15 protein-coding genes are annotated in these 22,374 nt (G+C 52.0%); 8 read left to right on the plus strand and 7 right to left on the minus strand.

Annotated elements, in window-relative coordinates:
- Window positions 1-41: 41 nt before the first annotated feature.
- Window positions 42-2,036, plus strand: coding sequence for a monovalent cation:proton antiporter family protein (locus PXG97_RS02005; RefSeq protein WP_276496042.1), 1,995 nt, complete (start codon window positions 42-44; stop codon window positions 2,034-2,036).
- On the opposite strand, the gene PXG97_RS02010 is transcribed toward PXG97_RS02005, so the two are convergent.
- Window positions 2,037-2,624 (minus strand): DUF4136 domain-containing protein, encoded by a 588-nt coding sequence (locus tag PXG97_RS02010; RefSeq protein ID WP_276496043.1) that lies wholly within the window; start codon window positions 2,622-2,624, stop codon window positions 2,037-2,039.
- A gap of 272 nt (window positions 2,625-2,896) precedes the next feature.
- Here PXG97_RS02010 and PXG97_RS02015 point away from each other — a divergent pair, with 272 nt between their 5' ends.
- From PXG97_RS02015 to alr, 5 genes are all read left to right on the plus strand, one after another.
- Entirely contained in the window at window positions 2,897-3,724 is an 828-nt protein-coding gene (locus PXG97_RS02015) for a DUF1206 domain-containing protein (RefSeq protein WP_276496044.1), read from the plus strand.
- 302 nt (window positions 3,725-4,026) lie between these two features.
- Entirely contained in the window at window positions 4,027-5,385 is a 1,359-nt protein-coding gene (locus PXG97_RS02020; RefSeq protein WP_276496045.1) for a sigma-54-dependent transcriptional regulator, read from the plus strand.
- 194 nt (window positions 5,386-5,579) lie between these two features.
- Window positions 5,580-9,920 carry a PAS domain-containing hybrid sensor histidine kinase/response regulator gene (locus PXG97_RS02025; protein ID WP_276496046.1) on the plus strand — a complete coding sequence of 1,447 codons (4,341 nt, stop codon included), beginning with the start codon at window positions 5,580-5,582 and terminating at the stop codon, window positions 9,918-9,920.
- Between the two features lie 133 nt (window positions 9,921-10,053).
- Window positions 10,054-11,217 (plus strand): amidohydrolase, encoded by a 1,164-nt coding sequence (locus PXG97_RS02030; RefSeq protein WP_276496047.1) that lies wholly within the window; start codon window positions 10,054-10,056, stop codon window positions 11,215-11,217.
- A gap of 5 nt (window positions 11,218-11,222) precedes the next feature.
- Window positions 11,223-12,374 (plus strand): alanine racemase, encoded by a 1,152-nt coding sequence (gene alr, locus PXG97_RS02035; RefSeq protein WP_276496048.1) that lies wholly within the window; start codon window positions 11,223-11,225, stop codon window positions 12,372-12,374.
- A 16-nt stretch (window positions 12,375-12,390) separates the two neighbouring features.
- On the opposite strand, the gene PXG97_RS02040 is transcribed toward alr, so the two are convergent.
- Window positions 12,391-14,064: a hypothetical protein gene (locus PXG97_RS02040; RefSeq protein WP_276496049.1), complete on the minus strand. Its 1,674-nt coding sequence runs from the start codon at window positions 14,062-14,064 to the stop codon at window positions 12,391-12,393.
- A gap of 155 nt (window positions 14,065-14,219) precedes the next feature.
- Here PXG97_RS02040 and PXG97_RS02045 point away from each other — a divergent pair, with 155 nt between their 5' ends.
- Entirely contained in the window at window positions 14,220-15,095 is an 876-nt protein-coding gene (locus PXG97_RS02045) for an alpha/beta fold hydrolase (RefSeq protein WP_276496050.1), read from the plus strand.
- A 61-nt stretch (window positions 15,096-15,156) separates the two neighbouring features.
- On the opposite strand, the gene hisIE is transcribed toward PXG97_RS02045, so the two are convergent.
- The 5 genes from hisIE to mgtE form a co-directional block, all read right to left on the minus strand.
- Window positions 15,157-15,768: a bifunctional phosphoribosyl-AMP cyclohydrolase/phosphoribosyl-ATP diphosphatase HisIE gene (hisIE, locus tag PXG97_RS02050; RefSeq protein ID WP_276496051.1), complete on the minus strand. Its 612-nt coding sequence runs from the start codon at window positions 15,766-15,768 to the stop codon at window positions 15,157-15,159.
- Between the two features lie 177 nt (window positions 15,769-15,945).
- Entirely contained in the window at window positions 15,946-16,704 is a 759-nt protein-coding gene (gene hisF, locus PXG97_RS02055; RefSeq protein ID WP_276496052.1) for an imidazole glycerol phosphate synthase subunit HisF, read from the minus strand.
- Window positions 16,698-17,420, minus strand: a complete 723-nt coding sequence (gene hisA / locus PXG97_RS02060) for a 1-(5-phosphoribosyl)-5-[(5-phosphoribosylamino)methylideneamino]imidazole-4-carboxamide isomerase (protein ID WP_276496053.1) — start codon at window positions 17,418-17,420, stop codon at window positions 16,698-16,700. The genes hisF and hisA overlap by 7 nt, the downstream gene beginning before the upstream one ends.
- On the minus strand, window positions 17,417-17,998 hold the full coding sequence (gene hisH / locus PXG97_RS02065) for an imidazole glycerol phosphate synthase subunit HisH (protein ID WP_276496054.1): 582 nt from the start codon (window positions 17,996-17,998) through the stop codon (window positions 17,417-17,419). Before hisH ends, hisA begins: the two co-directional genes overlap by 4 nt.
- A 397-nt stretch (window positions 17,999-18,395) precedes the next feature.
- Window positions 18,396-19,739: a magnesium transporter gene (gene mgtE, locus PXG97_RS02070; RefSeq protein WP_276496055.1), complete on the minus strand. Its 1,344-nt coding sequence runs from the start codon at window positions 19,737-19,739 to the stop codon at window positions 18,396-18,398.
- Between the two features lie 368 nt (window positions 19,740-20,107).
- Between mgtE and PXG97_RS02075 the strand changes: the two genes are divergently transcribed.
- Complete coding sequence (locus PXG97_RS02075; protein ID WP_276496056.1) at window positions 20,108-22,156, plus strand: S9 family peptidase; 2,049 nt, start codon at window positions 20,108-20,110, stop codon at window positions 22,154-22,156.
- The last annotated feature ends 218 nt before the right edge of the window (window positions 22,157-22,374 follow it).

Below are 22,374 nucleotides of genomic sequence, written 5' to 3' on the forward strand. Positions count from 1 at the left end.
CATAGTTAAACCAACCTAAAATAAACAGTGTACTTTATTACATGGAGATACCTTTACTCTCAGACATAGTCATTATACTTGGCTTGGCAGTTATTGTCATCCTGCTGTTCCAGCGTTTTAGGCTCCCGACTATATTGGGTTTCCTGGCCACCGGTGTTATTGCCGGCCCGCATGGCCTCAGCCTCATTCATGGCTCTCACGATATTGAGATATTGGCCGAGATTGGCGTTATTCTACTGCTCTTTATCATCGGCATGGAGTTTTCGCTGAAGCAACTGGCTCTGATCAAGCGCACCGTCCTTTTAGGTGGCACCACCCAGGTGTTGGCCACCATCGGGTTGGTAGCGCTGGTGATGGTGCTGCTGAACTTCAACTGGGGCGAAGCCGTGTTCATGGGCTTTCTCATCGCCCTGAGCAGCACGGCCATCGTACTGAAACTGTTGGGGGATAAAGGCGAGATCAACAGCCCACAAGGGCGCGTTGTGCTGGGCATTCTCATCTTCCAGGACATCATAGTGGTGCCGATGATGCTGCTGGCCCCGCTCATGGCGGGAGGCTCCGAGAACGTAGGTATGGCACTGCTGCTGATGGCCTTGAAAGGCGCCTTCGTAATCGTGTTTGTGCTGATCAGTGCGCGTTACCTGGTGCCCCGCCTCCTGTACCTGGTGGCCGAAACGAAGAGCAAAGAGCTGTTTATATTAAGTGTAGTGGTAATCTGCTTTGCCGTTGCCTGGCTCACGTCCAGCCTCGGCTTATCACTGGCCTTGGGTGCATTCATGGCCGGCCTTATCATATCAGAGTCAGAGTACAGCCACCAGGCCACCAGCAATATTCTCCCGTTCCGCGAGATTTTCACGAGCTTCTTCTTTGTCTCGATTGGGATGCTGCTTGACTTCGGCTTCCTGCTACAAAACCTGCCTGTCATCTTGCTTTTCACCGTACTGACGTTCGTGCTGAAAGGCATCGTGGCCACAGTGGCGGCCCGCATGCTGCAGTACCCGCTCCGTGTCTCGCTTTTGGTGGGGTTGTCGCTGTTCCAGGTAGGTGAATTTGCGTTTATTCTTTCTAAAACCGGTATCAGCAACGGCCTTCTTTCCCAGGAAACATACCAGTACTTCCTGTCGGTCTCGCTGCTGACAATGGCGATCACGCCGTTCATCATGGGCTCCTACCATAAATTGGCCACTAAGCTGGTTGCACCTTTTACTTCTAAAGATGAGCCGATGCCTTTTGCACAGCAGCAGGCGGAAGGTCATGGAGATCTCCCGGACCTCGACGATCACATCGTGATCATCGGTTATGGAATAAATGGCCGTAATGTGGCCAAGGCTGCCCGCTACGCAAAGATCCCGTATGTAATTGTAGAGCTGAATGCCACCACCGTAAAGCAGGAGCGCAAGCTGGGGGAGCCCATAGTGTATGGCGATGCTGTGCACCCGATGATCCTCTCCCACATTAACATCCACCGTGCACGCGTGGTGGTAGTGGCCATTTCAGACCCGGAAGCGACAAAGCGCATCATCACGACTATCCGCGATATTTCCGATAAAATACACCTTATTGTGCGCACCCGTTTTGTGCAGGAGCTGGAGGACAATTACAGGCTTGGGGCTGACGAGGTGATTCCGGAGGAGTTTGAGACAAGCATCGAGATCTTTACCCGTACCCTGAACAAGTACCTGATGCCACGCGACGAGATAGAGGCATTCACACAAAGGATTCGGTCCGATAACTATGAAATGCTCCGCAGCCTTACCAACACCCGCAACCCTGACGCAGGAACACTCAGCGTAGACTTGCCAGATATTGAGGTGGCATCGCTCCGAGCCTACACCAGCGACTCCGACACCATCGGCAGAACCATACAGGAGTCAAACATCCGCAATAGGTTTGCAGTCACCGTAGTGGCGATCAAACGGAAGGAACAAACTATCCTGAATATTAACGCGGATACAAAGATACTGCGGGGCGACCTGCTTTATGTGGTGGGAAAACCTGGGGATGTGATGCGCTTTAACAATTACCTTAAAGAATAGCTAGAGTTGCTCCAGTACTTCCTCCACCCTTTTCTGTACTGCGCCTGAGCCGGCGTTGAAGTTTATCGCGCCTTCGGCCCAACCGCGCCACAACAGCATGTTTGACCTTGGGTTGATGAGGTCAATGATAAGTGTCCCCTCCTTAAACAAGTCTACACTGCGGTAGCCGGGCATGTCAGCGTAGCCATAACTGTAGCGGTAGCCGCTCATATAGGCATAGCTGTACCCAAATCCTTCGATAAAATTCTCCGACCTGTCTTTTTCCGCCGGCACCGATACGCTGACATCGTATGCCACCAGCATATCCGGGTTCTGCTCCACTTTGGTATAGCCCCTCTCCTGCAGCTCCTGCTCCACAGCCTGCACCAAGTTTTTGTGCAGGGCTGGCTTATACCCCTTCAGGTACTCAGGCTGTGCCATTGGGCTAGGCTGGTACCAGGCATAGGTTTTGGCGTTGCGCAAGCTGGCAGCATAGGGTGCCTTGATAGCCTTCGCCCCCAATGAAGCAGAGGTGGTTACACAAGACGGCAAGTATAAAATGCTGAGGATAATCAGGTAAAAAGGAAGCGTGTAAAGTGGCTTTTTCATAGGTTAGGATTATATGTCTGGTCACCTGTTATGTGAGGACGTCTACAGCACCGTTTTGCTATTCATGGCAAATATAAAAAAAGTATACACCCAACCCGGCAACCACACAGTTTCTCTGAGCTAACCGCTCTTCTTTCTCCATACCGTAATCGGAGGGCATTAGTTTGCCTCAGCCGCGACACCACCGTTAAATACATCAGAAAAAAGGCAGCAACCAAGCTTGCAAAAGTAGCGTGTATGGAAGTACAGAAAACACTAAAAGTATAAATATCATGGATGTATCATCATATGTTCCTAGCCCACCACCGAAGTGGGTAGAGAATTTTGCCCGTTTCGGGCTTACTGCGAAGGGGGTAGTATATTGCCTGCTCGGAATCCTAGCCTTTATGGCGGCCTTCGAGATAGGCGGACAGTCAACTGACAACACGCAGCGATCGGGCATTTTCAGAACCATACTGGATTTACCTGCCGGAAGCGTACTGCTGGGAATTACCGCGCTAGGCCTTTTTTGCTATGCCATTTGGCGTTTTATCCAGGCGGTTAAAGACACAGAAGACCAAGGGTCGGGTGCAAAGGGAATCGCCAAGCGCCTCCGGTACGTGTTCAGTGGCCTCGTGTATGGGAGCTTTGCCTTTCTGGCAGCCCGCATGGTGCTGGGTAGCAGCGGCGGTAGCAGCAGCGACTCCCGTGAGACACTGGCCGCCAAACTGCTGGAGCAGCCGTTCGGGCAGTGGCTGGTAGGTATAGTGGCCGTAGGCACCATACTGGCGGGCCTGTACCAGATTTACTATGGTTACTCCGAGAAGTATAAAAAAGAAGTACAAAGCGGGGGGCTGAAACATGATGTGGAGCACCAGATGATCCGCGCCGGCAAGCTGGGCTACATGGCCAGAGGTATTGTGTGGATCGTTATTGGCTACCTTTTTCTGCAGGCGGCCCTCAAATCAAGCGCCTCCCAAGCCGGCGGCAACAGCGCTGCCTTTCAGTTCCTGGAGAATGCCTCTTATGGTTCTTTCATACTAGGGGCTGTGGCGCTAGGCCTTATTTTTTATGGTGTGTTTATGTTTATGCGGGCTAAATATCAACCCATCCATTCCTGAGGAAGCTCTATTTAGTTATATCACCCCGCCTTATGTGCCAAGCCATAGGGCGGGGCTTTACGCTGATATCCGGTAAATTTCTTCTGTCTTAAAATTGGATCAGATTAGCGTGCCCACCTCATAAAAATCCGTTTATTCTAGCTAACTAAATGATGTTATATAGTTGTAAAAAAAGGTAAATTTCAATTACTTAGCCTGCAATTTGCCATCTATATAGTACAGCGTTACCTGGTATAGTTTTTGACTAATCCTAACATGCTATCTTTATAAGCGGCAGCCCGCTACTACGACGGATTTACTAAATGAAGAATACCCCATTCAAAATTTTTATCCTGGACGATGATATTTGGTACAGTGAGCTACTGGAGTATCATCTTTCTTTAAATCCTGACTACGAACTAAAGAAGTTCCACGCTGCCAAAGACTGCCTGGCCAATCTGCACCAGCGGCCTAACGTGCTAACCCTTGACTATTCCTTACCCGACAAAAACGGGGCGGAGGTGCTGCACAAGATTAAAGAGCAAAGCCCAGACACGCAAGTGATCATTATTTCCGGGCAAAAAGATGTGGCAACCGCTGTAGACCTGCTAAAGAAGGGCGCTTACGACTACATTGTAAAGGATGAGGATACCCCCGAGCGCCTTTGGAACACGGTAAACAAAATTCGTGAGAACGTGTCGCTTCGGGAGGAGATCGACCAGTTGCGCGAGGAGATCGGCCAGAAGTATGACTTCAGCAACTTTATCATCGGCAACAGCGAGGCCATGAGGCAGGTGTTCAACATGATGGGCAAGGCTGCTAAAACGAACATCACCGTTTCCATTAATGGTGAGACCGGAACAGGGAAAGAGTTGGTTGCGAAGGCCATACACTACAACAGCACAAGAAAGAAAATGCCCTATGTGGCTGTGAACGTAGCCGCAATTCCGCGGGAGCTTATTGAGAGTGAGCTTTTCGGACATGAAAAGGGGGCATTCACGGGGGCTGTGTCGCGACGCCTGGGCAGATTTGAGGAAGCAAACAAGGGCACTATATTTCTGGATGAGATAGGTGAGCTGGATATAAGCCTGCAGGCTAAGCTCCTTCGCGTTTTACAGGAAAAGGAAATCACGCGCGTTGGAGGCAACAGTGTGGTTCCCGTCGACGCCCGCATCATTGTGGCGACCCACAAGGACCTGGCCGAGGAAGTAAAAAAGGGCAACTTCCGCGAAGACCTGTACTACCGCCTGTTGGGCCTGCCCATACACTTGCCGCCGCTGCGTGAACGCGGAGCCGACATACTGGTGCTGGCCAAGCATTTTATGGATGCCTTTTGTAAGGAAAATGGACTTGGCAAGAAAACCCTTTCGGCAAAGGCGCAGGAGAAGCTTCTCTCCCACTCGTATCCGGGCAACGTACGCGAGCTGCGCGCCATTATAGAACTAGCAGTGGTGATGGCGGATGAGAACGTAATCGAGGCGCAGGATATCAACCTGACGGCAAGCAGCAGCGAAAAAGATTTTCTGTCCGTGGAGCGGCCACTGCGGGAGTATACCACAGAGATAATCCAGCGCTTCCTGAACAAGTATGACCACAATGTGCTACTGGTGGCCGAAAAGCTGGATATCGGCAAATCCACCATCTACAGAATGATTCAAAACAAGGAACTGACCACAGAATGACCCTTTTCATAAGCCAAAATCAGGCAAAGGGGTACAAATGACATTTTCATAAAGCCTACCATCAGGCTGGGGCCGCTCCTGAACATGCACAGCAAACGCGTTTATGGTAGTAGCGCTGAGCCTAAAGTGGCTAGGCATCCCCACAACAGTATAGATGGATTTATCAAGCATTCGGCATTGGCATTAGGTTGCGTATGACACGAGAAGAAGAGCTGCTCAGGCAGCTAGAAGAGGAAAGAAGCGCCCGAAAGGCCGCTGAGGCTCTTGCACAGGAGCGCCTGGTAGAAATAGAGCAGGTAAAGCGGCGAATTGCCTCAACACATGATGCTACAAACGAGGGGGCATTCCCTTTTTCCAAAGACTTTGCAAGTGGCTCAGACTGGAGCAATATGCAGGCGGAGGTACAGGATGAGTATCCGAGCCCTGTTTTTCGCCTGAGTTTCTCCGGTGAGGTACTGCTGGCCAACTTGGCTGCCCAGGACTTTATGTATGGCTTCATGAGGCACAGGCTTCACGCCTTAAAAAGGCTGCTACTCCTGCACATCAGCCGTATCAGGAAGCAGCAAGGCAACAAGTCGGCAGCTTTTGACTTGTGCATAGCGGACAGGTACTACCATGTGCTCTACTACCCTGTGCCTACTAAAGGCTACTTCAATATCTACATGACTGACTTTACGGAGCAGCGCAAAGCCGAAGAGGCTCTGTCTGAAAGCCAGAAGCTGCTGCGTAACATCGCGCTCACCATTCCTATCATAGTATATATATATGATGTAGAGAAAGACACCTGCATTTACATGAATGAGCAGATCCAGGCGGTGTTAGGCTATAGCGGGCAAGACCTGGATGAGATGAAGGGCCAGATTTTCTCTCGTGTGGTGGTTCCGGAGCAAAAACAGGCTATTCAGAGGCACATGCAGCGCATGCAGCAGGCAAGTGACGGCGAAGTGTTGGACATAGAGTATACGGTGCAAACCAAGACCGGGGAGTTGAAAAACCTCTTTTGCCGGGAGAGTGTATTTAAGCGCAAGGACAGCGGGGCGGTTAAACTGATCATCGGGTCGGCAGAGGATGTGACGCAACTACGCCAGCAAAGCTTTGAGCTGCTTCGCCAGAAGAACTTTTACGAAGCCATTCTTAACCATATCCCCTCCGATGTAGCGGTGTACAACAACCAGCTGCAATACTTGTATGTGAACCCCGCAGCCATAACAGACAACGAAGTACGCCGCTGGATAATTGGCAAGACAAATAAGGACTACAGCATCCTGCGCAATATCCCGCAGGAGCGCATGAAGCAACGTAGCCAGCACCTGCAGATGGTATTAGCAACAAAAGAACGGGTGGAGTTTGAAGAGTGCACGCTGGACCGCCAAGGCACCGCCTCTTACCATATCCGGAGGCTGAACCCTGTTCTGAATCAACAGGGAGAGGTAGAACTAATCATCGGGCATGGGTTGAACATCACGGAGTTGCGCCGCGCGCAGGAGGAAATCGTGGCCAGCGAGGCCAAAAACCGTGCAATACTGGCTGCAATCCCTTATCTCATGTTCATCATCGACCAGCATGGCAATTACCTTGACATGCAGAATGAGCAGCAGAACACCCTGATAGTCCCTAAAGAACAGGTGATAGGCAGCAATATCTACAGCCTGCTGCCCACGGATCTTGCCTCTAAGCTAATGGAGAAGATAGGCAAGGTTTTAAGCTCTGGCGTAAGTGAAAAAGTAGACTATGACTTGGAGCTTCCTGTGGGCATACGCCACTTTGAGGACAGCATCTTAAAGTACAGCGACAATGAAGTATTAACCATCGTACGGGACGTTACAGAGGAGAAAAGAGCCGCGCAGGAGGTACGGGAGAAAAACGAATTTATTCGCCAGGTACTTGATGCCAGCCCCAGCCTGATCTATGTTAAGGATGCAGAGGGTAAAATGGTGTTGGCTAACCAAGGGTTCGCAAACCTTTTCGGTAAGTCTTTAGAGGAGGTGCTCGGCCAACACAACGATGATATCCATCACCAAAAGGAAGAAGCAGCCTTTTACAGGGATGTAGACCAGCAGGTTATGCAGGAGCAGCGCGAGGTGCGGGTGCAGGAGCGCTTTACCGATCAGGCCGGGGAAGTACAGTGGTTTAACACTGTAAAGAAGCCCCTCATTACCAGCGACGGAAAAGTGAACGTGCTGGGCGTTTCCACCAATGTGACGGAGCAGCGCCTGGCCAACAAGCGCCTGAAAGCCAGCGAGGAGTTGCACCGGCTGCTCTCCGAAAACTCCAAAGACATGGTAAGCCTGCACAACCTGGATGGCAGCTATATCTATGTGTCCAAGGCTGTAGAGGAAGTTCTGGGCTTCAAGCAGGATGAACTGCTGCAAAAACAGCTGCATGAGGTGGTACACCCCGCTGACTTTGAATATCTGCAAGAGCAGGTACAGTACGAGGTGCTCAAGCTGAAGCTGAACATTACGCTGCAGCACCGCTTTATTCGCCGCGACGGCACCGAGCTATGGGCAGAAACAAACATTCGACCGATTCTGAACGAGCACGGGGAGCCTGTGAAGCTGCAGTCTGCGGCCCGCGACATTACCCAGCGGCGCAAATCTGAGGGGGCTCTGAAAAGCAGCGAAAAAAAGTACCGCGACCTGATAAACTACAGCCCGGCCTACATCTGCACGCACGATTTGGACGGCACTATACAGTCTGTGAACCCGTACCTGCTAAACACGCTGGGCTATACCTCTGAGGAGATGATCGGGCATAGCCTAGTTGAGTTTTTCCCCGAAGGCGCCAAAGAAAACTTCCTTCTGTACCTTCAGAAGTTCAGCACAGCTAATCTAATAGATGGTGTTTTGACTATCCTTAACAAGGAAAAGGAAATTCGCCATTTGTATTACAAGAACTACAAAGTAGAGGAGCCAAACATGGCACCCTATATCATTGCCATCGCGCAAGATATAACGGATCGCCTGAGGACGGAGCAGGAACTGACTAAGGCCAAGGAGGCCGCTGAGGAGTCGGCGCGGGTGAAGGAGAACTTCATGGCCAATATGAGCCATGAGATCCGTACCCCGATGAATGGTATCCTGGGGATGGCCGGGCTCCTGCACAAAACCGAGTTGACTGACACGCAGCAGAATTACCTCAACATTATCAAACAGTCAGCCGAGAACCTGCTGGTGATTATAAACGACATTCTGGATATTGCCAAGATTGATGCCGGCAAGCTGGAGTTGGAGGAGATACCCTTTAACTTAAGCGAAGCAGTACAGTTGGCTTTCCAGACGTTTATCTACAAAGCCGAGGAAAAAGGACTTACCTATACCTCTGTAAAGCCACACACGATGTACCCAGTGGTAGTGGGCGATCCTTACCGGCTTAACCAGGTACTGCTGAACCTGCTGAGTAACGCCATTAAATTTACCGACGAAGGCAGTGTGACCTTGAGCTACGAGGTACTGAATGAGGACGACGACAGTATTAGCCTGGAATTTAGTGTGGCAGATACAGGCATCGGCATCCCTCCTTCTAAGATGGGGTACATATTTGAGGGCTTCAGCCAAGCCTACTCCAGTACCACGCGCAAGTATGGCGGTACCGGCCTGGGCCTTAGCATTTCTCAAACGCTTATTGAGATGCAAAACGGGCGCATATGGGTAGAAAGTAAAGAAGGCGAAGGCAGCGCTTTCAAATTCTCACTGACTTACCCAAAATCTGCGGAAGAGTTACCAGTGGCCCAGGACGAAGTAATTGACTACAGTAGCCTGAGAGACATAAAAGTACTTCTGGCAGAAGATAATGAGGTGAACGTGTTCCTGGCGCAATCAATCCTGGAGGGATGGGGAGCCCAGGTAGATGTAGCTTATAATGGTCGTGAGGCAGTAAAGCTGGCGGAGCAAAACCAATATGATGTAGTGCTAATGGATATTCAGATGCCTGAACTGAGCGGTATCGACGCGACACAAGACATACGCAGCCTTACAGATACGGCCAAAGCCGGAGTACCGATAATGGCGATGACAGCCAACGCCCTGAAGGGGGATGCTGAGAAGTACCTGGCCGCTGGCATGAACGACTATATTTCAAAGCCTTTTGAGGAAGACAAGCTGTTCAAGAAGATAGAGGCGCTCCTGCCGCACAGGCAGCCCCAGAGAGAAGAGCAGCCGCACCCAACCGTGGAGCAAAGCGCAGAAGAAAAACCGCTGTACGACCTGGCCATGCTGGAGAAAATCTCCCGTGGGAATAAAGCCTTTATCAGGAAAACCATGCATTTGTTCCTGGATACCGTACCTGTAACCATGGCCGATATGCAGCAAAAGCATGCTCAAGCCGATTGGGATGGAGTGAGTGCCGCCGCCCATAAGCTTAAGTCTACCATTGACACCATGCGTATTGAAAAGGCGAAAGACGTGGTACGGCGGATCGAAAGCCAAGCCAAGGAAAAGCAGAACCTACCTGCCGTTGAAAAAGATATCAAAACGCTGGTACAGGTAATGGAGCAGGTAATAGGCCAGCTGAGCGCTGAGTTAGCAGAAGTATAAACTTTGGCGTAGTTACACAGGCCTCGTGCACTGTGAGCCGCAGGAGCTTTATGCTCCATGCATGCGGGGCCGGTCAGACGTAAACCTCTGCCAGGGATTTCGTATCTTAACCTTATAAAAAAGGCAGCCACACATGACGCACCCAACTATTCCTGATCTCCATCAACTGATTGAACTACGGCAGGCGCTTCACCAGCACCCCGAGCTTTCCGGGGCCGAAACTGCTACGGCAGCGCGAATCGCGGCGCAGCTGCAGCAGTACAAACCAGACACTGTACTGACAAACGTGGGCGGTACGGGTGTAGTGGCCATTTTTGAGAGCGATCGCCCTGCCGAAGGCCCCACCCTGCTTTTCAGGTCGGAGTTAGACGCCCTGCCCATCGAGGAGCAGAACCCGGGGCTCGCTTATACTTCGTCCAAAGCGGGAGTAGCACACCTTTGCGGGCATGATGGGCATATGGCTATTTTGATGGGATTGGCCAGCCTGCTGCACAAGTATAAGCCTGCCAGGGGGCGCGCTGTCTTGCTGTTTCAGCCGGCAGAAGAAACAGGCGCAGGTGCTTGGGAGATGCTGCAGGACGCGCGCCTGCTGGCACTGCAGCCCGACTATGTTTTTGCACTGCACAACCTGCCAGGAATACCGCTGCACCAGGTGGTGGTACGGGAACAGGTGTTCGCCTCCGCCTCCACCGGTATGATCGTTGAGCTGCAGGGGCACCCTTCTCACGCCGCAGAACCTGAAAACGGGTTGAACCCGGGAGAGGCAATGGCCGAGATCATACTTGCCTTCCACCGGCTTATCCGCCAGGAGGAGCTCTTTGAGGACCTGACCTTGCTGACAGTCATACACGCCCGCCTCGGGGAGGTGGCGTTTGGAACAAATCCTGGCTATGGCACCGTAATGGCCACACTCCGCTCCTACCTTTCCTCCGACCTTCAAAAGCTGAAGACCCTTACCGAGCAGCAGGTGCAGCAAATCTCGCAGAAGTATGGCCTCACGTATAAAATCCATTTTGTAGAAGAGTTTCCGGCCACCGTAAACCAAGCGGAGGCCGTACAGCTGGTGAGAAATGCGGCAGTGGCACTCGAACTTGAGGTACAGGAGGCCGTACAGCCTTTCAGATGGTCTGAGGACTTTGGGCACTTTACCTCAAAGTATAAAGGCGCGCTCTTTGGGCTTGGTTCGGGCACTGCGCAGCCGCAGTTGCACCATGCCAACTATAATTTCCCCGACGAGCTTATTCCAACCGGCTCCGCGCTATTTTACCAAATCGCCAAGCAGCTACTTCACCCCTAACCATTATGCTACACAGCTCCTACATTGAGATAAGTAAATCAGCACTTCAGAATAACATTGCTTTTCTGCGAGGCATTATCGGGCCGGATGTGCAACTTTCTTCGGTGGTGAAAGGGAATGCCTACGGCCATGGCATTGAGCAGTTTGTGCCCTTGGCGCAGCAGTGTGGCGTGACCCATTTCTCGGTTTTCAGTGCTGATGAGGCCGAGCGCCTGCTGCAGGCGCTGACACAACCAGCCACGGTAATGGTGATGGGCTACCTGGACAACCCTGAACTGGAATGGGCAATCCAGAACGAGTTGGAGTTCTTTATATTTGAGCTGGACAGGCTGATAGAAGCAGCGGCAGTTGCCAAAAGGCTAGGGAAGCGGGCCCGGGTGCACTTGGAGCTGGAAACCGGGATGAACCGCACCGGGTTTGATAAGGCCGCGCTGGAACAGGCTGAAGTACTTTTGGAGAGCAGCCGGAACGAAGTTGAGTTGCAAGGCATCTGTACACATTTTGCCGGTGCGGAAAGTATGCAAAACCATGGCCGGGTTCAAGAGCAGCTGCATCTTTACAGGCAACAGGTAGAGCGGCTGCAAAAGGCGGGTCACCAGCCCAGGCAGCTACACACGGCCTGTTCTGCCGCCCTGGTCTCTTACCCGGAAACGCACCTGGACATGGTGCGCGTAGGTATTATGCAGTATGGCTTCTGGCCCAGCCCCGAGACGTACAGCCAGTATATGGGGCAGCAACAAGAGAAAAGAGACCCACTGCGCCGCCTCATCAACTGGAAAAGCCGGATCATGAGCCTGAAAAGTGTACCAGAGGGCGAGTACATCGGGTATGGAAACTCCTTTCAGGCGCCGCGCGATATGTTGCTGGCCATAGTGCCGGTGGGGTATGCCTGGGGCTACAGCCGCACCCTTAGCAACCAGGGGCAGGTGCTCATAAAGGGTCGCCGGGCCGCTGTGGTGGGTACCGTGAACATGAATGTGATGATGGTGGACGTGACCAACCTACCGGAGGTGCAGAAAGGAGACGAAGTAGTGCTGCTCGGCAAACAGGGCGACGAAAATATAACGGTCGCCTCATTTGCGGAGCTCAGCACGCAACTTAATTACGAGCTGCTTACGCGCCTCCCCCTGAACATACCGCGCTACGTAGTAGATTAGCGCGCTTTCTTCAAAGCTACTTTTCGGCCATTCCGTTCAAGCCCATACTCGACAAGAAGCCACTGCTCAGGCATTCTTTCCAGTAGTTGAACACCGATTTTTTTGGATCGCGGGTAACAGTAATCTCTCCGGTGCGCGGTTTTTCCCCTTCACCGGGGTTGCTCTCTTTTATGGCTATTTTGTTTGCCAGCACAGAAAGCACCTCCTTTCCAAAGCTCTGCTCTCCGCCCGTTCCTTTGCTAAGAAGCTCTACCTTCAGGTTGTTGTACAGCAAAGTCATCTCACCACTGGCACGGGTCTCGTTCAACTCTGCCCTAAACCGGCCGCTGCGCACCTCCCCACTTTCCAGTTCTACAAAAGCGGTTGGTATCAGAATAGGATTCAGCATTTGCAGGTTGGCGGGGCCAATCTCCCCCTCTATTGAGTGGTAACAGTTCTCATGCAGCAGCGGCAGGCGGATTGTTACCTGCAGTTTGGCCCGGTCCATGACCATACTACTGGCCTGTACCACGGCAGGCTTGTCAACAGAAATCTGCTCAGGTATGTTAGAGACGTTCGTGATGATAGCATTGAGTTGATGAAACGTAATATGCCCCCGCTCCTGCGCCTTCGGTACAAGCTCGGCGTATCGGATATAGCCATTCTTCAGCTCCACCGAATCAATAAGAAAAGGGGTTTTGATGCGCTGCACCAGCTGGTGCGGCAGCTCTTTGTTGCTCTTGTCTTGGAAGTTCTGCTTGTCTTTGAAAGCATTGAGGGCAGGCGTCTGCAGCAGCACATGCCCCACATGCAGCTTGTTCGTACGAGAGTGCTCCCCAAAAGCTACGTTCCTTAAGGTTAACTGCTCAACCTCCACCTCCTGGTGGGTCACCGCTTCTCCCTTCGCTCTGGCTAATTCTGCCGGGCTCAGGATGGGTTGCAGCTTTATCTGTTGCACCAGCACCTCCCCTTTCTTCGTGCTGGTGTAGAGTGAGTCCGAGCTAAAGCGATAGTATTCCTGAGGCAGGAGATAAGCTGCATCTTTAGCCTCTAATGTATAGTTATGGGCGTAATAAGCCCTATCCTTTGCATTATAGGAGGCGCTGTCTAGCTGAAAGTCATCCACGGCTAACCGAAACCGGCGCACCGAAAGCAAGGTATCCCCCTTAGGCCCGTCTCGGTAATACAAGCTTGCCTGGCGCACATCAATTTTACCTATCCCCAGGCCTTGTATAAAGCCTTTAGCTGTTTCATGCAGTGGCTTGTGTGTTTCGGTAGTATCAGCGCGCATATTCGACAGCAGCAGTTTGGGCTCAAGCACCTCCATCTCCTCCAGCTGCACCTGCTGCTTGAACAGTGCTTTCGCATAGCTTAGGTTTCGCAAATGGATAGCACCGGCATGCAGGTCGAGGAGTGTGCGCGGCACCTCCTGCCCTTGCTGCATCAGTTGCTTCCATTTCTTATAATCAGGCTGCAGGCGCAGGCTGTCTACCGACAGGCTACCTATGAACGGGGAGGTTGTCAGGCCGTATAACTGGAGCTTGTAAATGCCTTTCGACTGCTCTGATACCATTCGCTCTACCTTATTCTCCAGCCACACCGTGAAAAAGAACAGGCTTATGAAGAGCAGAAGCGCAAGGCCCAATACCCAGGCACCTGCTTTAAGCCACTTAATAGTTTTAGCAGATTTTTTGTTATTGTTCGCATGCATGTAGAAGTGCGGTTTAGCCTTCCATACGCAGATTTGGCACAATCGCTGTAAAATGACGGGCTTTGCTTCACCGAATCAGCCCAACTTTTAGAACATCAGCACTTTATTCGACATATTTACAAGCTGCGTACAACAGGACATTAACTAAAAGGCATATGGAAGCGATGAACTCTCCCAAATGGCTCGACCGACTGCTCTACCCATTCCGCCACCATACCTTTGCGGGGCAGGCAGGCTTGATGCACTATGTAGATGAGGGCGAAGGTGAAGCCATTGTTTTTGTGCATGGCACCCCCACCTGGTCTTTTGTGTGGCGCCAGCAGATAAAAGCCCTCAGCCGGAACTACCGTTGCATTGCGCCGGACCATGTAGGGTTTGGCATGTCAGAGAAGCCAACCGACTTTGCCTACACCCCAGAGGCACACGCAGATAACCTGGAGCAACTCATCCAGCACTTGCAGCTAAAGAACATTACGTTGGTGGTGCATGATTTTGGAGGGCCAATAGGCCTGCGCTATGCGCTGCGGTACCCGGAGAACGTGAAGAACCTGGTAATCCTGAACACCTGGATGTGGAGCCTGGAGGGAGAATCCAAAATTATGAAGATCAGCCGGTTTATGGCGGGTGGCATTGGCCGTTTTTTATACTTGCAGCTGGGCTTTTCGGCCAACGTGCTGCTGCCCCAGGGCTACCACAACCGGCAGCACCTGACAAAAGACATCAAACAGCACTACCAAAAGCCACTTTCCTCCCCCTCCCGGCGGCTGGGTACTTGGGCTTTTGCCAAAGCATTGCATACTTCCACCCCATACTTTAATGCGCTATGGGAGCAGCGCGAAAAACTACGAAGTATAAACAAGCTGTTTTTGTGGGGCGAAAAAGACAAGCTGTTGCCAGTGCACTTCCTGGAACGTTGGCAGCAGGAATTTCCGGAGGCGAAAACTATAACGTATGAAGCCGGCCATTTTGTGCAGGAAGAGCGCGGCGGTGAAGTGGCCGACGCAATCCGCAGCTTCGTGGAAGCCCGATAGCTCGGTACCACCAGGAGATAAGTATACTTTACTTCCGGGTGGTTTCGAGTATTACCTCCTGTTACTTTTTCTGATGGCGCTCCTGTAGTACTGCCACCACATCCTTTAGCTCCAGCCCAGTGGCAGCAAGCAGCACGAGCAAGTGGTACAACAAATCAGCCGCTTCGCCTTTCATGGTATCCAGCTTGCCGGCCACCGCATCGATCACCGTTTCTACGGCTTCCTCCCCTACCTTCTGGGCAATCTTGTTCACGCCTCTCTCAAAAAGGAAATTAGTGTAAGAACCTTCCGCGGGATTGGCTTTGCGTTCCTGAATCACCTGCTCTAGCTGCGCGATAAACTGAATGGCTTTGGCTCTGTTAGCTGTTTCTTCCTCTCCAAAGCAACTAGTGCTGCCGGTGTGGCAGGTGGGCCCGTTTGGTGTTACTTTGATGAGCAGCGAATCTGCGTCGCAGTCCTGGGCAATGCTCACCACCTGCAAGGTATTTCCGGAAGTTTCGCCTTTGGTCCAGAGGCGGTTTTTGGAGCGGGAGAAGAAAGTAACCAGCCCCTGCTGCCTGGTTTTCTCCAGCGCCTCCTGGTTCATATAGCCCAGCATCAGCACCTGGCCAGTTAAGTTATCCTGTATCACGGCGGGCACCAGGCCGCCGGCTTTATCGAAATCTAAGTTCACTTCGTGAAAGTTTAGAGTTAAAAGTTATGAGTGAAGAGTTTCAAAACTCTGGCCCATACTATAGACGCGAATCGTAAATTCGCTTTTATACTTTGTAACAGAAGAAACTTCTGCGCCACTACGGGTGAAGTATACATCCGGTTAATTGTTATTAATCCTGAAAATCCTGGTTCAGAATTAAATCCGCACCGCTACGCCCTGCTCTTTCAGGTACTGCTTCAGGTCCGGAATAAACAACTCACGGAAGTGGAACAGACTGGCAGCCAGGGCGGCATCCGCATCGGCTTCCAGGAAAGCGTCAGCAAAATGCTCCATCCTTCCGGCCCCGCCTGAGGCAATCACGGGCACAGAAACGGCTTTGGCGACTTCTCCGGTAATATCCAGCGCGAAGCCTGCCTTAGTGCCGTCGTTATTCATACTTGTCAGCAGGATCTCGCCGGCACCAAACTCCACCACCTGCTTTGCCCAATCCACTGTTTTGTGTTCGGTTTCTATGGTGCCGGCGCGGGTGTACACTTTCCAGCCAGTGGCTTCGGTATACTTGGTGTCGATGGCCACGGTCACGCACTGGCTGCCAAAGTGCCTGGCTAGCTCTTCTACCAGCTGAGGGCTTTTAATGGCAGAGGAGTTTACAGATACCTTATCGGCCCCGTTCTGCAGTAGCACTTCCACGTCTGCTACCGAACTGATACCGCCTCCCACAGTAAATGGAATATCGATGTGGCGGGCAATGTCGCGCACCAGTTCGGCAAAGGTTTTACGGCCTTCGTTGGTAGCGGTGATGTCCAGGAACACGAGCTCGTCGGCTCCCTGCTCGGCATACCACTTTGCCAGCTCCACCGGATCTCCGGCGTCGCGGATGTTCTCGAACTGCACCCCTTTCACGCAGCGGCCGCTCTTGATATCGAGGCAAGGTATAATTCGCTTGGTTAACATAAGAATCGCACTAAATCTATTAATTGAATGGTGCCTTCGTAAATGGCTTTACCAATAATGGCGCCCTTTACGCCGATCTCCTGCAGCTGCTCCAGGTCCTCTACAGTAGTAACGCCCCCGCTGGCAATAATGCCGGCCTCCGGTAAGGTGAGCTTCAGGTGGCGGTATGTGTTCGTGGACGGTCCCTGCAGTTTGCCGTCTTTGCTCACGTCGGTACAGATAAACAGCTTCGCCCCTGTCTGTACGTAGCCGGAAATAAAGTCTTGCAGCGGGTATTTGCTCTCTTCAGTCCAGGCCGAGATGGCGATGTTGGTGCCTTTAAAATCTGCCCCAATGATGATCTTCTCGGCGCCATACTTTAAAAGCCAGCTTTTCACGGTCTCCGGTTCGCGCACGGCGATACTTCCGGCTGTGATTTGTGCGGCACCGGCGTCGAACGCCTGCCTCACCGCCTCATCCGACTGTAAGCCGCCGCCAAAGTCTATTGTAAGGTTCGTACTGGCCGCTATAGTTTCCAGCACCGCCAGGTTAACCGGTTTCTTGGCTCGCGCACCGTCCAGATCTACCAGGTGCAGGCGCTTGATGCCGTTGGCTTCAAAGCGTTTGGCTACCTCCAGTGGGTTGCTGTCGTAGGTGGTCTGCTGCGCGAAATCTCCTTCGGTCAGGCGCACGCATTGGCCACCGATTATGTCTATCGCAGGGATGATCTCCATCATAAGGCAAGGAAGTTTTTAAGGATCTGTGAACCGGCAGACCCGCTTTTCTCGGGGTGAAACTGCGCGGCGTAGAAGTTTTTATACTGCAAGGCAGCCGAAAAAGGCTCCGGGTAAGAGGTTTGGGCGATGGTATAGGTACTTACCGGCACGTAATAGCTGTGCACATAATACACGAACTCTTTCTCCTGCAATCCATCAAAAAGCGGAGACTCAAGTTGTTCCAGCTGGTTCCAGCCCATGTGCGGCACTTTCAGGTCGGTTTCGAAGTGCTTTACGGGCAGCGGAATGATGTTAAGCAGGTCGGTATCACCTTCTTCGGAGTGCTGGCAGAGCAGCTGCATGCCCAGGCAAACACCAAAGAACGGCTGCTCCAGCGTGGGTAAAAGCTTGTCGAGGTTGCGGGCCCGGAGCTGCGCCATGGCCGAAGCCGCCTGCCCTACCCCCGGGAAAATCACTTTATCCGCAGCCTTGATGGTTTCGGCATCCGAGCTCAAGGTTGCCTGCACGCCTAGCCGCTCCAGCGCAAACTGCACCGACTGCACATTGCCCGCCTTGTAATCCACTATAACTAGGTTCATTTAGTTAGTTATGAGTTAAGAGTTAAAAGTTAAAAACGTTGGCGCGAAAATCAGTTCTTGCCTTGCTGTAGAAGCGAATCACAGCCACACTTTTATACTCCGCCACAAAAGTAAATCCGCGCCACTGTAGCTTCTGAAAGTATAAATCTTGTCCATCCAGTAATCCTTCAAATCCTGATCAGAAACAAAAAAGCCTGACTCTGGTCGGAGTCAGGCTTTTGGATGTATTGATTGAAATACGTTTAGCAAATCCATAGGCTAGCGGCTCCGAAACTGTTGCTTCGTGCATGATGATGGTGCATATGAGCCATGGTGCCTTTCATGGTGACAAATATACGGCGCGCAAAGTATAAAATACAGCTAAACCTTAAGTTTTTCATCCCAATCCCCAAACCTCCTACAATAAAGTACCGCTGAGGATACTGGCTGCAATAGAGAAATAGATGATCAGCCCGGTTACGTCCACCAGCGTGGCCACAAAGGGCGCCGACGAAGTGGCCGGGTCCAGACCCAGCTTCTGCAGCAAAAAAGGAATCATGGAGCCTGTCAGCGTTCCCCACAACACGATACCTATCAAGGAAAGGCCCACGGTCAGCCCGATCAGCCAGGCATATTCGCCATAGTCGTAGAAGCCTGCCTGCTGCCAAAGTATAATCCGCAGAAAACCAACTGCACCAAGTATAAAGCCCAGCAACAGCCCCGACAGGATCTCTTTCCGCAGCACATACCACCAGTCTTTTATCCCCAGCTCTTTGATGGCCATAGCCCGCACAATAAGGGTGGCTGCCTGGGAACCGGAGTTACCGCCACTGGAGATAATGAGCGGGATAAAGAGCGCCAGCACCACGGCTTGGGCAATTTCCTCCTCAAAGAAGCCCATCGCCGAGGCCGTCAGCATCTCGCCCAGGAAAAGGATGAGCAACACGCTGGCCCGCTTGCGCACCAAGGTTGTCAGCGGCGTATCGGTGTAGGATAACTCCAGGGCCTCCAAACCACCCAGCTTTTGGATGTCTTCGGTATCCCGGCGCTCAATCTCGTCAAAGATGTCGTCGAAAGTTACGATGCCAACCAGCACGCCGCTCTCTGTGACCACCGGCATCACAGCGCGGTCGTACCTGTTAAACAGCTCTATGGCTTCTTCCCGCGTCATGGTCGTGACCAGGCTCACCACCTCGTAGTCCATCAGCGACTCGATTGTCTGTTCCTCTTCGGCCATGAGCAACTTCCCGATGCGGATGTCGTCGATCAGTTTGTTTTCCTTGTCCACCACGTAGATGTGGTTCAGTGTCTCGGCTTTTTTGCCATACTTTTTGATGTTGTTGAGCGCCTGCCGAACGGTCCAGCCTTTTTTGGCCTGTATGTAATAAGGGGTCATGAGGCGGGCGATGCTCTTTTCCGGGTAGCCCAACAGGTTCAGAGCAATGCTTTTCTCTTCCGGCGAGAGGAAATTGATGGACTCTTTGATGAGCAGGTCCGGGAAATTCTCGAAAAGCTGTGTACGGTCGTCGGGGGCCATGGTCTCCAGCATGGCCGCTGTTTCGCGGGAGCCAAGTTCTTTGAGGATCTCCTCCTGCACAGGATGGCTGAAATAGGTGAACACTTCCGCCTTTACTTCGCCGGGCAGCAGCAGGAACGCCAGGATACGCTCCTTCGCGTTCAGGTCTGAAATGATCTCTGCTATGTCGTGAGGGTGCTTATGCTGCAGATCCCTGAGGTTGACTGCCGTGGTAAGTGGGTTCATCCTATCAAATAAAAATCGATTTATATATTTCTCACACCAAGCCACTGTAGGACAAGTACCTGCCGGAGGCAACGTATAACCTGCCAGCGAAAACTCGCCTGCCTGGCTCACGATTCCTTGTACGGTAAAATCAGGCCCGGTAAAAGAAAAGCCTGGCTCGGTAGTGGTCAGGTGTTGGTTATTTCAGCTAAAGAAACGGCAAAACGAAAGCAGCACCTCCCGAAATCAGTACAGAAGGCAATCCAAAAGCGGACGCGCAAGGGATAGCAGGTGGTACATACTAAGAGGATAGCCAAAAATGGGCAATAATTGCATATTTCAGGCTGCCTTATACATCAGAATACCGCCTTTTGGTTTATTTTTGAAGTATGAAAAAGACACTATTACTGGCTGGAGTGTTTGCCGTTAGCTTTGCGCAGGCACAACAGCGCATGACACCCGAACTGCTCTGGAAACTGGGCCGGGTTTCTGCAGAAACGATAACTCCCGACGGAAAATCCGTGATCTATGGCGTGAGCTATGTCAATATGGACGAGAACAGCAGCGAACGCAACCTCTACTCCATTCCAGTTTCCGGTGGGCAGCCCACGCAGCTGACGTCTACCAAAGGCGGCGAAAGCGTGGTGCACATCGATAAGAAAACCGGCACGATCGTGTACCTGCACAAAGGGCAGCTGTGGCAACTTTCCGGTGGCAAAGGCGAGCCAAAGCAGTTAACGAACATCGAAGGCGGCCTGAGCAACGTGCGCTTCTCCCCCGACGGAAAACACCTGTTGTTTTCCCGCGAAGTAGAAGTGAAGGAGGTGCACAGCACCGACATTTATCCGGAGCTGCAAAAATCTAATGCGTACGTATACAACGACCTGAACTACCGCCACTGGGACACCTGGGAAGACGGTAAGTTTCAGCATGTTTTCTTTGCGCCTTACAACGATGGAAAAGTAGGCACCCCGGTAGACATCATGAAAGGCGAGCCTTATGACACGCCACAGATGCCCTTTGGTAGTCAGGAAGACATAATCTGGACACCGGACAGCAAGGCCATACTTTACGTGAGCAAGAAGAAGTATGGCAAGGAGTACGCCGTGAGCACCAACACCGACATCTACCGCTACGATGTCGCCAGCGGCAAGACGACCAATCTAACTGAAGGCAACTTGGGCTACGACACGCATCCGGTTTACAGTGCCGATGGCTCTAAACTGGCCTGGCTGGCTATGGATGAAGACGGCAACGAGGCCGACCAGAACGAGCTGATCGTACTTGATACCAAGACCGGTAAGAAGTATAACCTGACCAAAGACTGGGACGAAACGATTAACTCCTTTGAGTGGAGCCACGACGGCGGCAAAATCTGGCTTGTAGCCCCAACCAAAGGCACGATCCACGTGTTCGAGGTTCCACTTCCGAAAAACCTTGACAAGTTTGCCGCTAAAAGTATAAAGCAGGTTACCAAAGGGCAGTTCGACGTGAACGGCATCGTGGGACAGGCTGGCAACCACCTGATCGTGTCGCGCACGGATATGAACCATGCGCCAGAGCTGTACCGCCTGGAGCCAAAATCCGGCAAGCTGACGCAGCTCACGAAGGTGAATGACGAAGTATATGCTAAGCTTTCACTGAGCAAAGTAGAGCCGCGGGTAACCAAAGCCACCGACGGCAAGGACCTGTTCTCGTGGGTGGTGTATCCGCCGGATTTCGACCCGAACAAGAAGTACCCTACCCTGCTGTACTGCCAGGGCGGTCCGCAATCCGCGCTTACGCAGTTTTACTCTTACCGCTGGAACCTACAACTAATGGCGGCACAGGGTTATATCGTGGTGGCGCCGAACCGCCGCGGCATGCCGGGTCATGGTGAGGAATGGAACCGCCAGATCAGCGGCGACTGGGGCGGCCAACCTATCCGCGACTACCTGGCCGCCATTGACGATGTGGCCAAAGAGTCTTATGTAGACAAAGACAGACTGGGTGCTGTGGGTGCCAGCTATGGCGGGTATTCTGTCTTCATGCTGGCAGGTCTGCACGAGGGCCGCTTCAAAACGTTTATCGCCCACGACGGCCTGTTTGACATGCGCAGCTGGTATGGCACTACCGAAGAGATGTTCTTTGCCAACAACGAGCTGAAAGGCCCTTACTGGGATACCAAATCTCCGCAGAGCTACAAGGAATACAACCCGATCGAACTTGCTATCAAATGGGATACCCCGATCCTGATCGTGCAGGGCGGGCAGGATTTCCGCGTAGGAATCGAGCAAGGCCTGCAGGCTTTCCAACTGGCACAACTCAAAGGCATCAAGAGCCGCCTGTTGTACTTGCCGGAAGAAAACCACTGGGTACTCCAGCCGCAAAACGCCATTGTGTGGCAGCGGGAGTTCTTCAACTGGTTGGATGAAACGCTGAAGAAAGAAGTAAACTAACGTATAAAAGCCCGGTGCAGTGATGTACCGGGCTTTTTGTTTCTGTAGTTATTACATTTTACTGTCCAGAATGTCCCCTTGAGGGGACTGTAGGGGTGTAAAGTCAGTAGTAAAAGTGAATTGCTAACCCTATATACCTTTATTAGCCGTTGTTGGTGTTTTCACCAACAACTAATCGTCATTAACTGTCTGCAACAAACCAACGCAGTTCAAACTAT

The sequence above is a fragment of the Pontibacter litorisediminis genome (genome assembly GCF_029360645.1).
GTDB lineage: Bacteria > Bacteroidota > Bacteroidia > Cytophagales > Hymenobacteraceae > Pontibacter > Pontibacter litorisediminis.

Excerpts from the sequence above, each read along its gene's own strand:
- PXG97_RS02005 (WP_276496042.1), top strand. The coding sequence starts at position 42 with ATGGAGATACCTTTACTCTCAGACATAGTCATTATACTTGGCTTGGCA.
- PXG97_RS02010 (WP_276496043.1), bottom strand. The coding sequence starts at position 2,624 with ATGAAAAAGCCACTTTACACGCTTCCTTTTTACCTGATTATCCTCAGC.
- PXG97_RS02015 (WP_276496044.1), top strand. The coding sequence starts at position 2,897 with ATGGATGTATCATCATATGTTCCTAGCCCACCACCGAAGTGGGTAGAG.
- PXG97_RS02020 (WP_276496045.1), top strand. The coding sequence starts at position 4,027 with ATGAAGAATACCCCATTCAAAATTTTTATCCTGGACGATGATATTTGG.
- PXG97_RS02025 (WP_276496046.1), top strand. The coding sequence starts at position 5,580 with ATGACACGAGAAGAAGAGCTGCTCAGGCAGCTAGAAGAGGAAAGAAGC.
- PXG97_RS02030 (WP_276496047.1), top strand. The coding sequence starts at position 10,054 with ATGACGCACCCAACTATTCCTGATCTCCATCAACTGATTGAACTACGG.
- alr (WP_276496048.1), top strand. The coding sequence starts at position 11,223 with ATGCTACACAGCTCCTACATTGAGATAAGTAAATCAGCACTTCAGAAT.
- PXG97_RS02040 (WP_276496049.1), bottom strand. The coding sequence starts at position 14,064 with ATGCATGCGAACAATAACAAAAAATCTGCTAAAACTATTAAGTGGCTT.
- PXG97_RS02045 (WP_276496050.1), top strand. The coding sequence starts at position 14,220 with ATGGAAGCGATGAACTCTCCCAAATGGCTCGACCGACTGCTCTACCCA.
- hisF (WP_276496052.1), bottom strand. The coding sequence starts at position 16,704 with ATGTTAACCAAGCGAATTATACCTTGCCTCGATATCAAGAGCGGCCGC.
- hisA (WP_276496053.1), bottom strand. The coding sequence starts at position 17,420 with ATGATGGAGATCATCCCTGCGATAGACATAATCGGTGGCCAATGCGTG.
- hisH (WP_276496054.1), bottom strand. The coding sequence starts at position 17,998 with ATGAACCTAGTTATAGTGGATTACAAGGCGGGCAATGTGCAGTCGGTG.
- mgtE (WP_276496055.1), bottom strand. The coding sequence starts at position 19,739 with ATGAACCCACTTACCACGGCAGTCAACCTCAGGGATCTGCAGCATAAG.
- PXG97_RS02075 (WP_276496056.1), top strand. The coding sequence starts at position 20,108 with ATGAAAAAGACACTATTACTGGCTGGAGTGTTTGCCGTTAGCTTTGCG.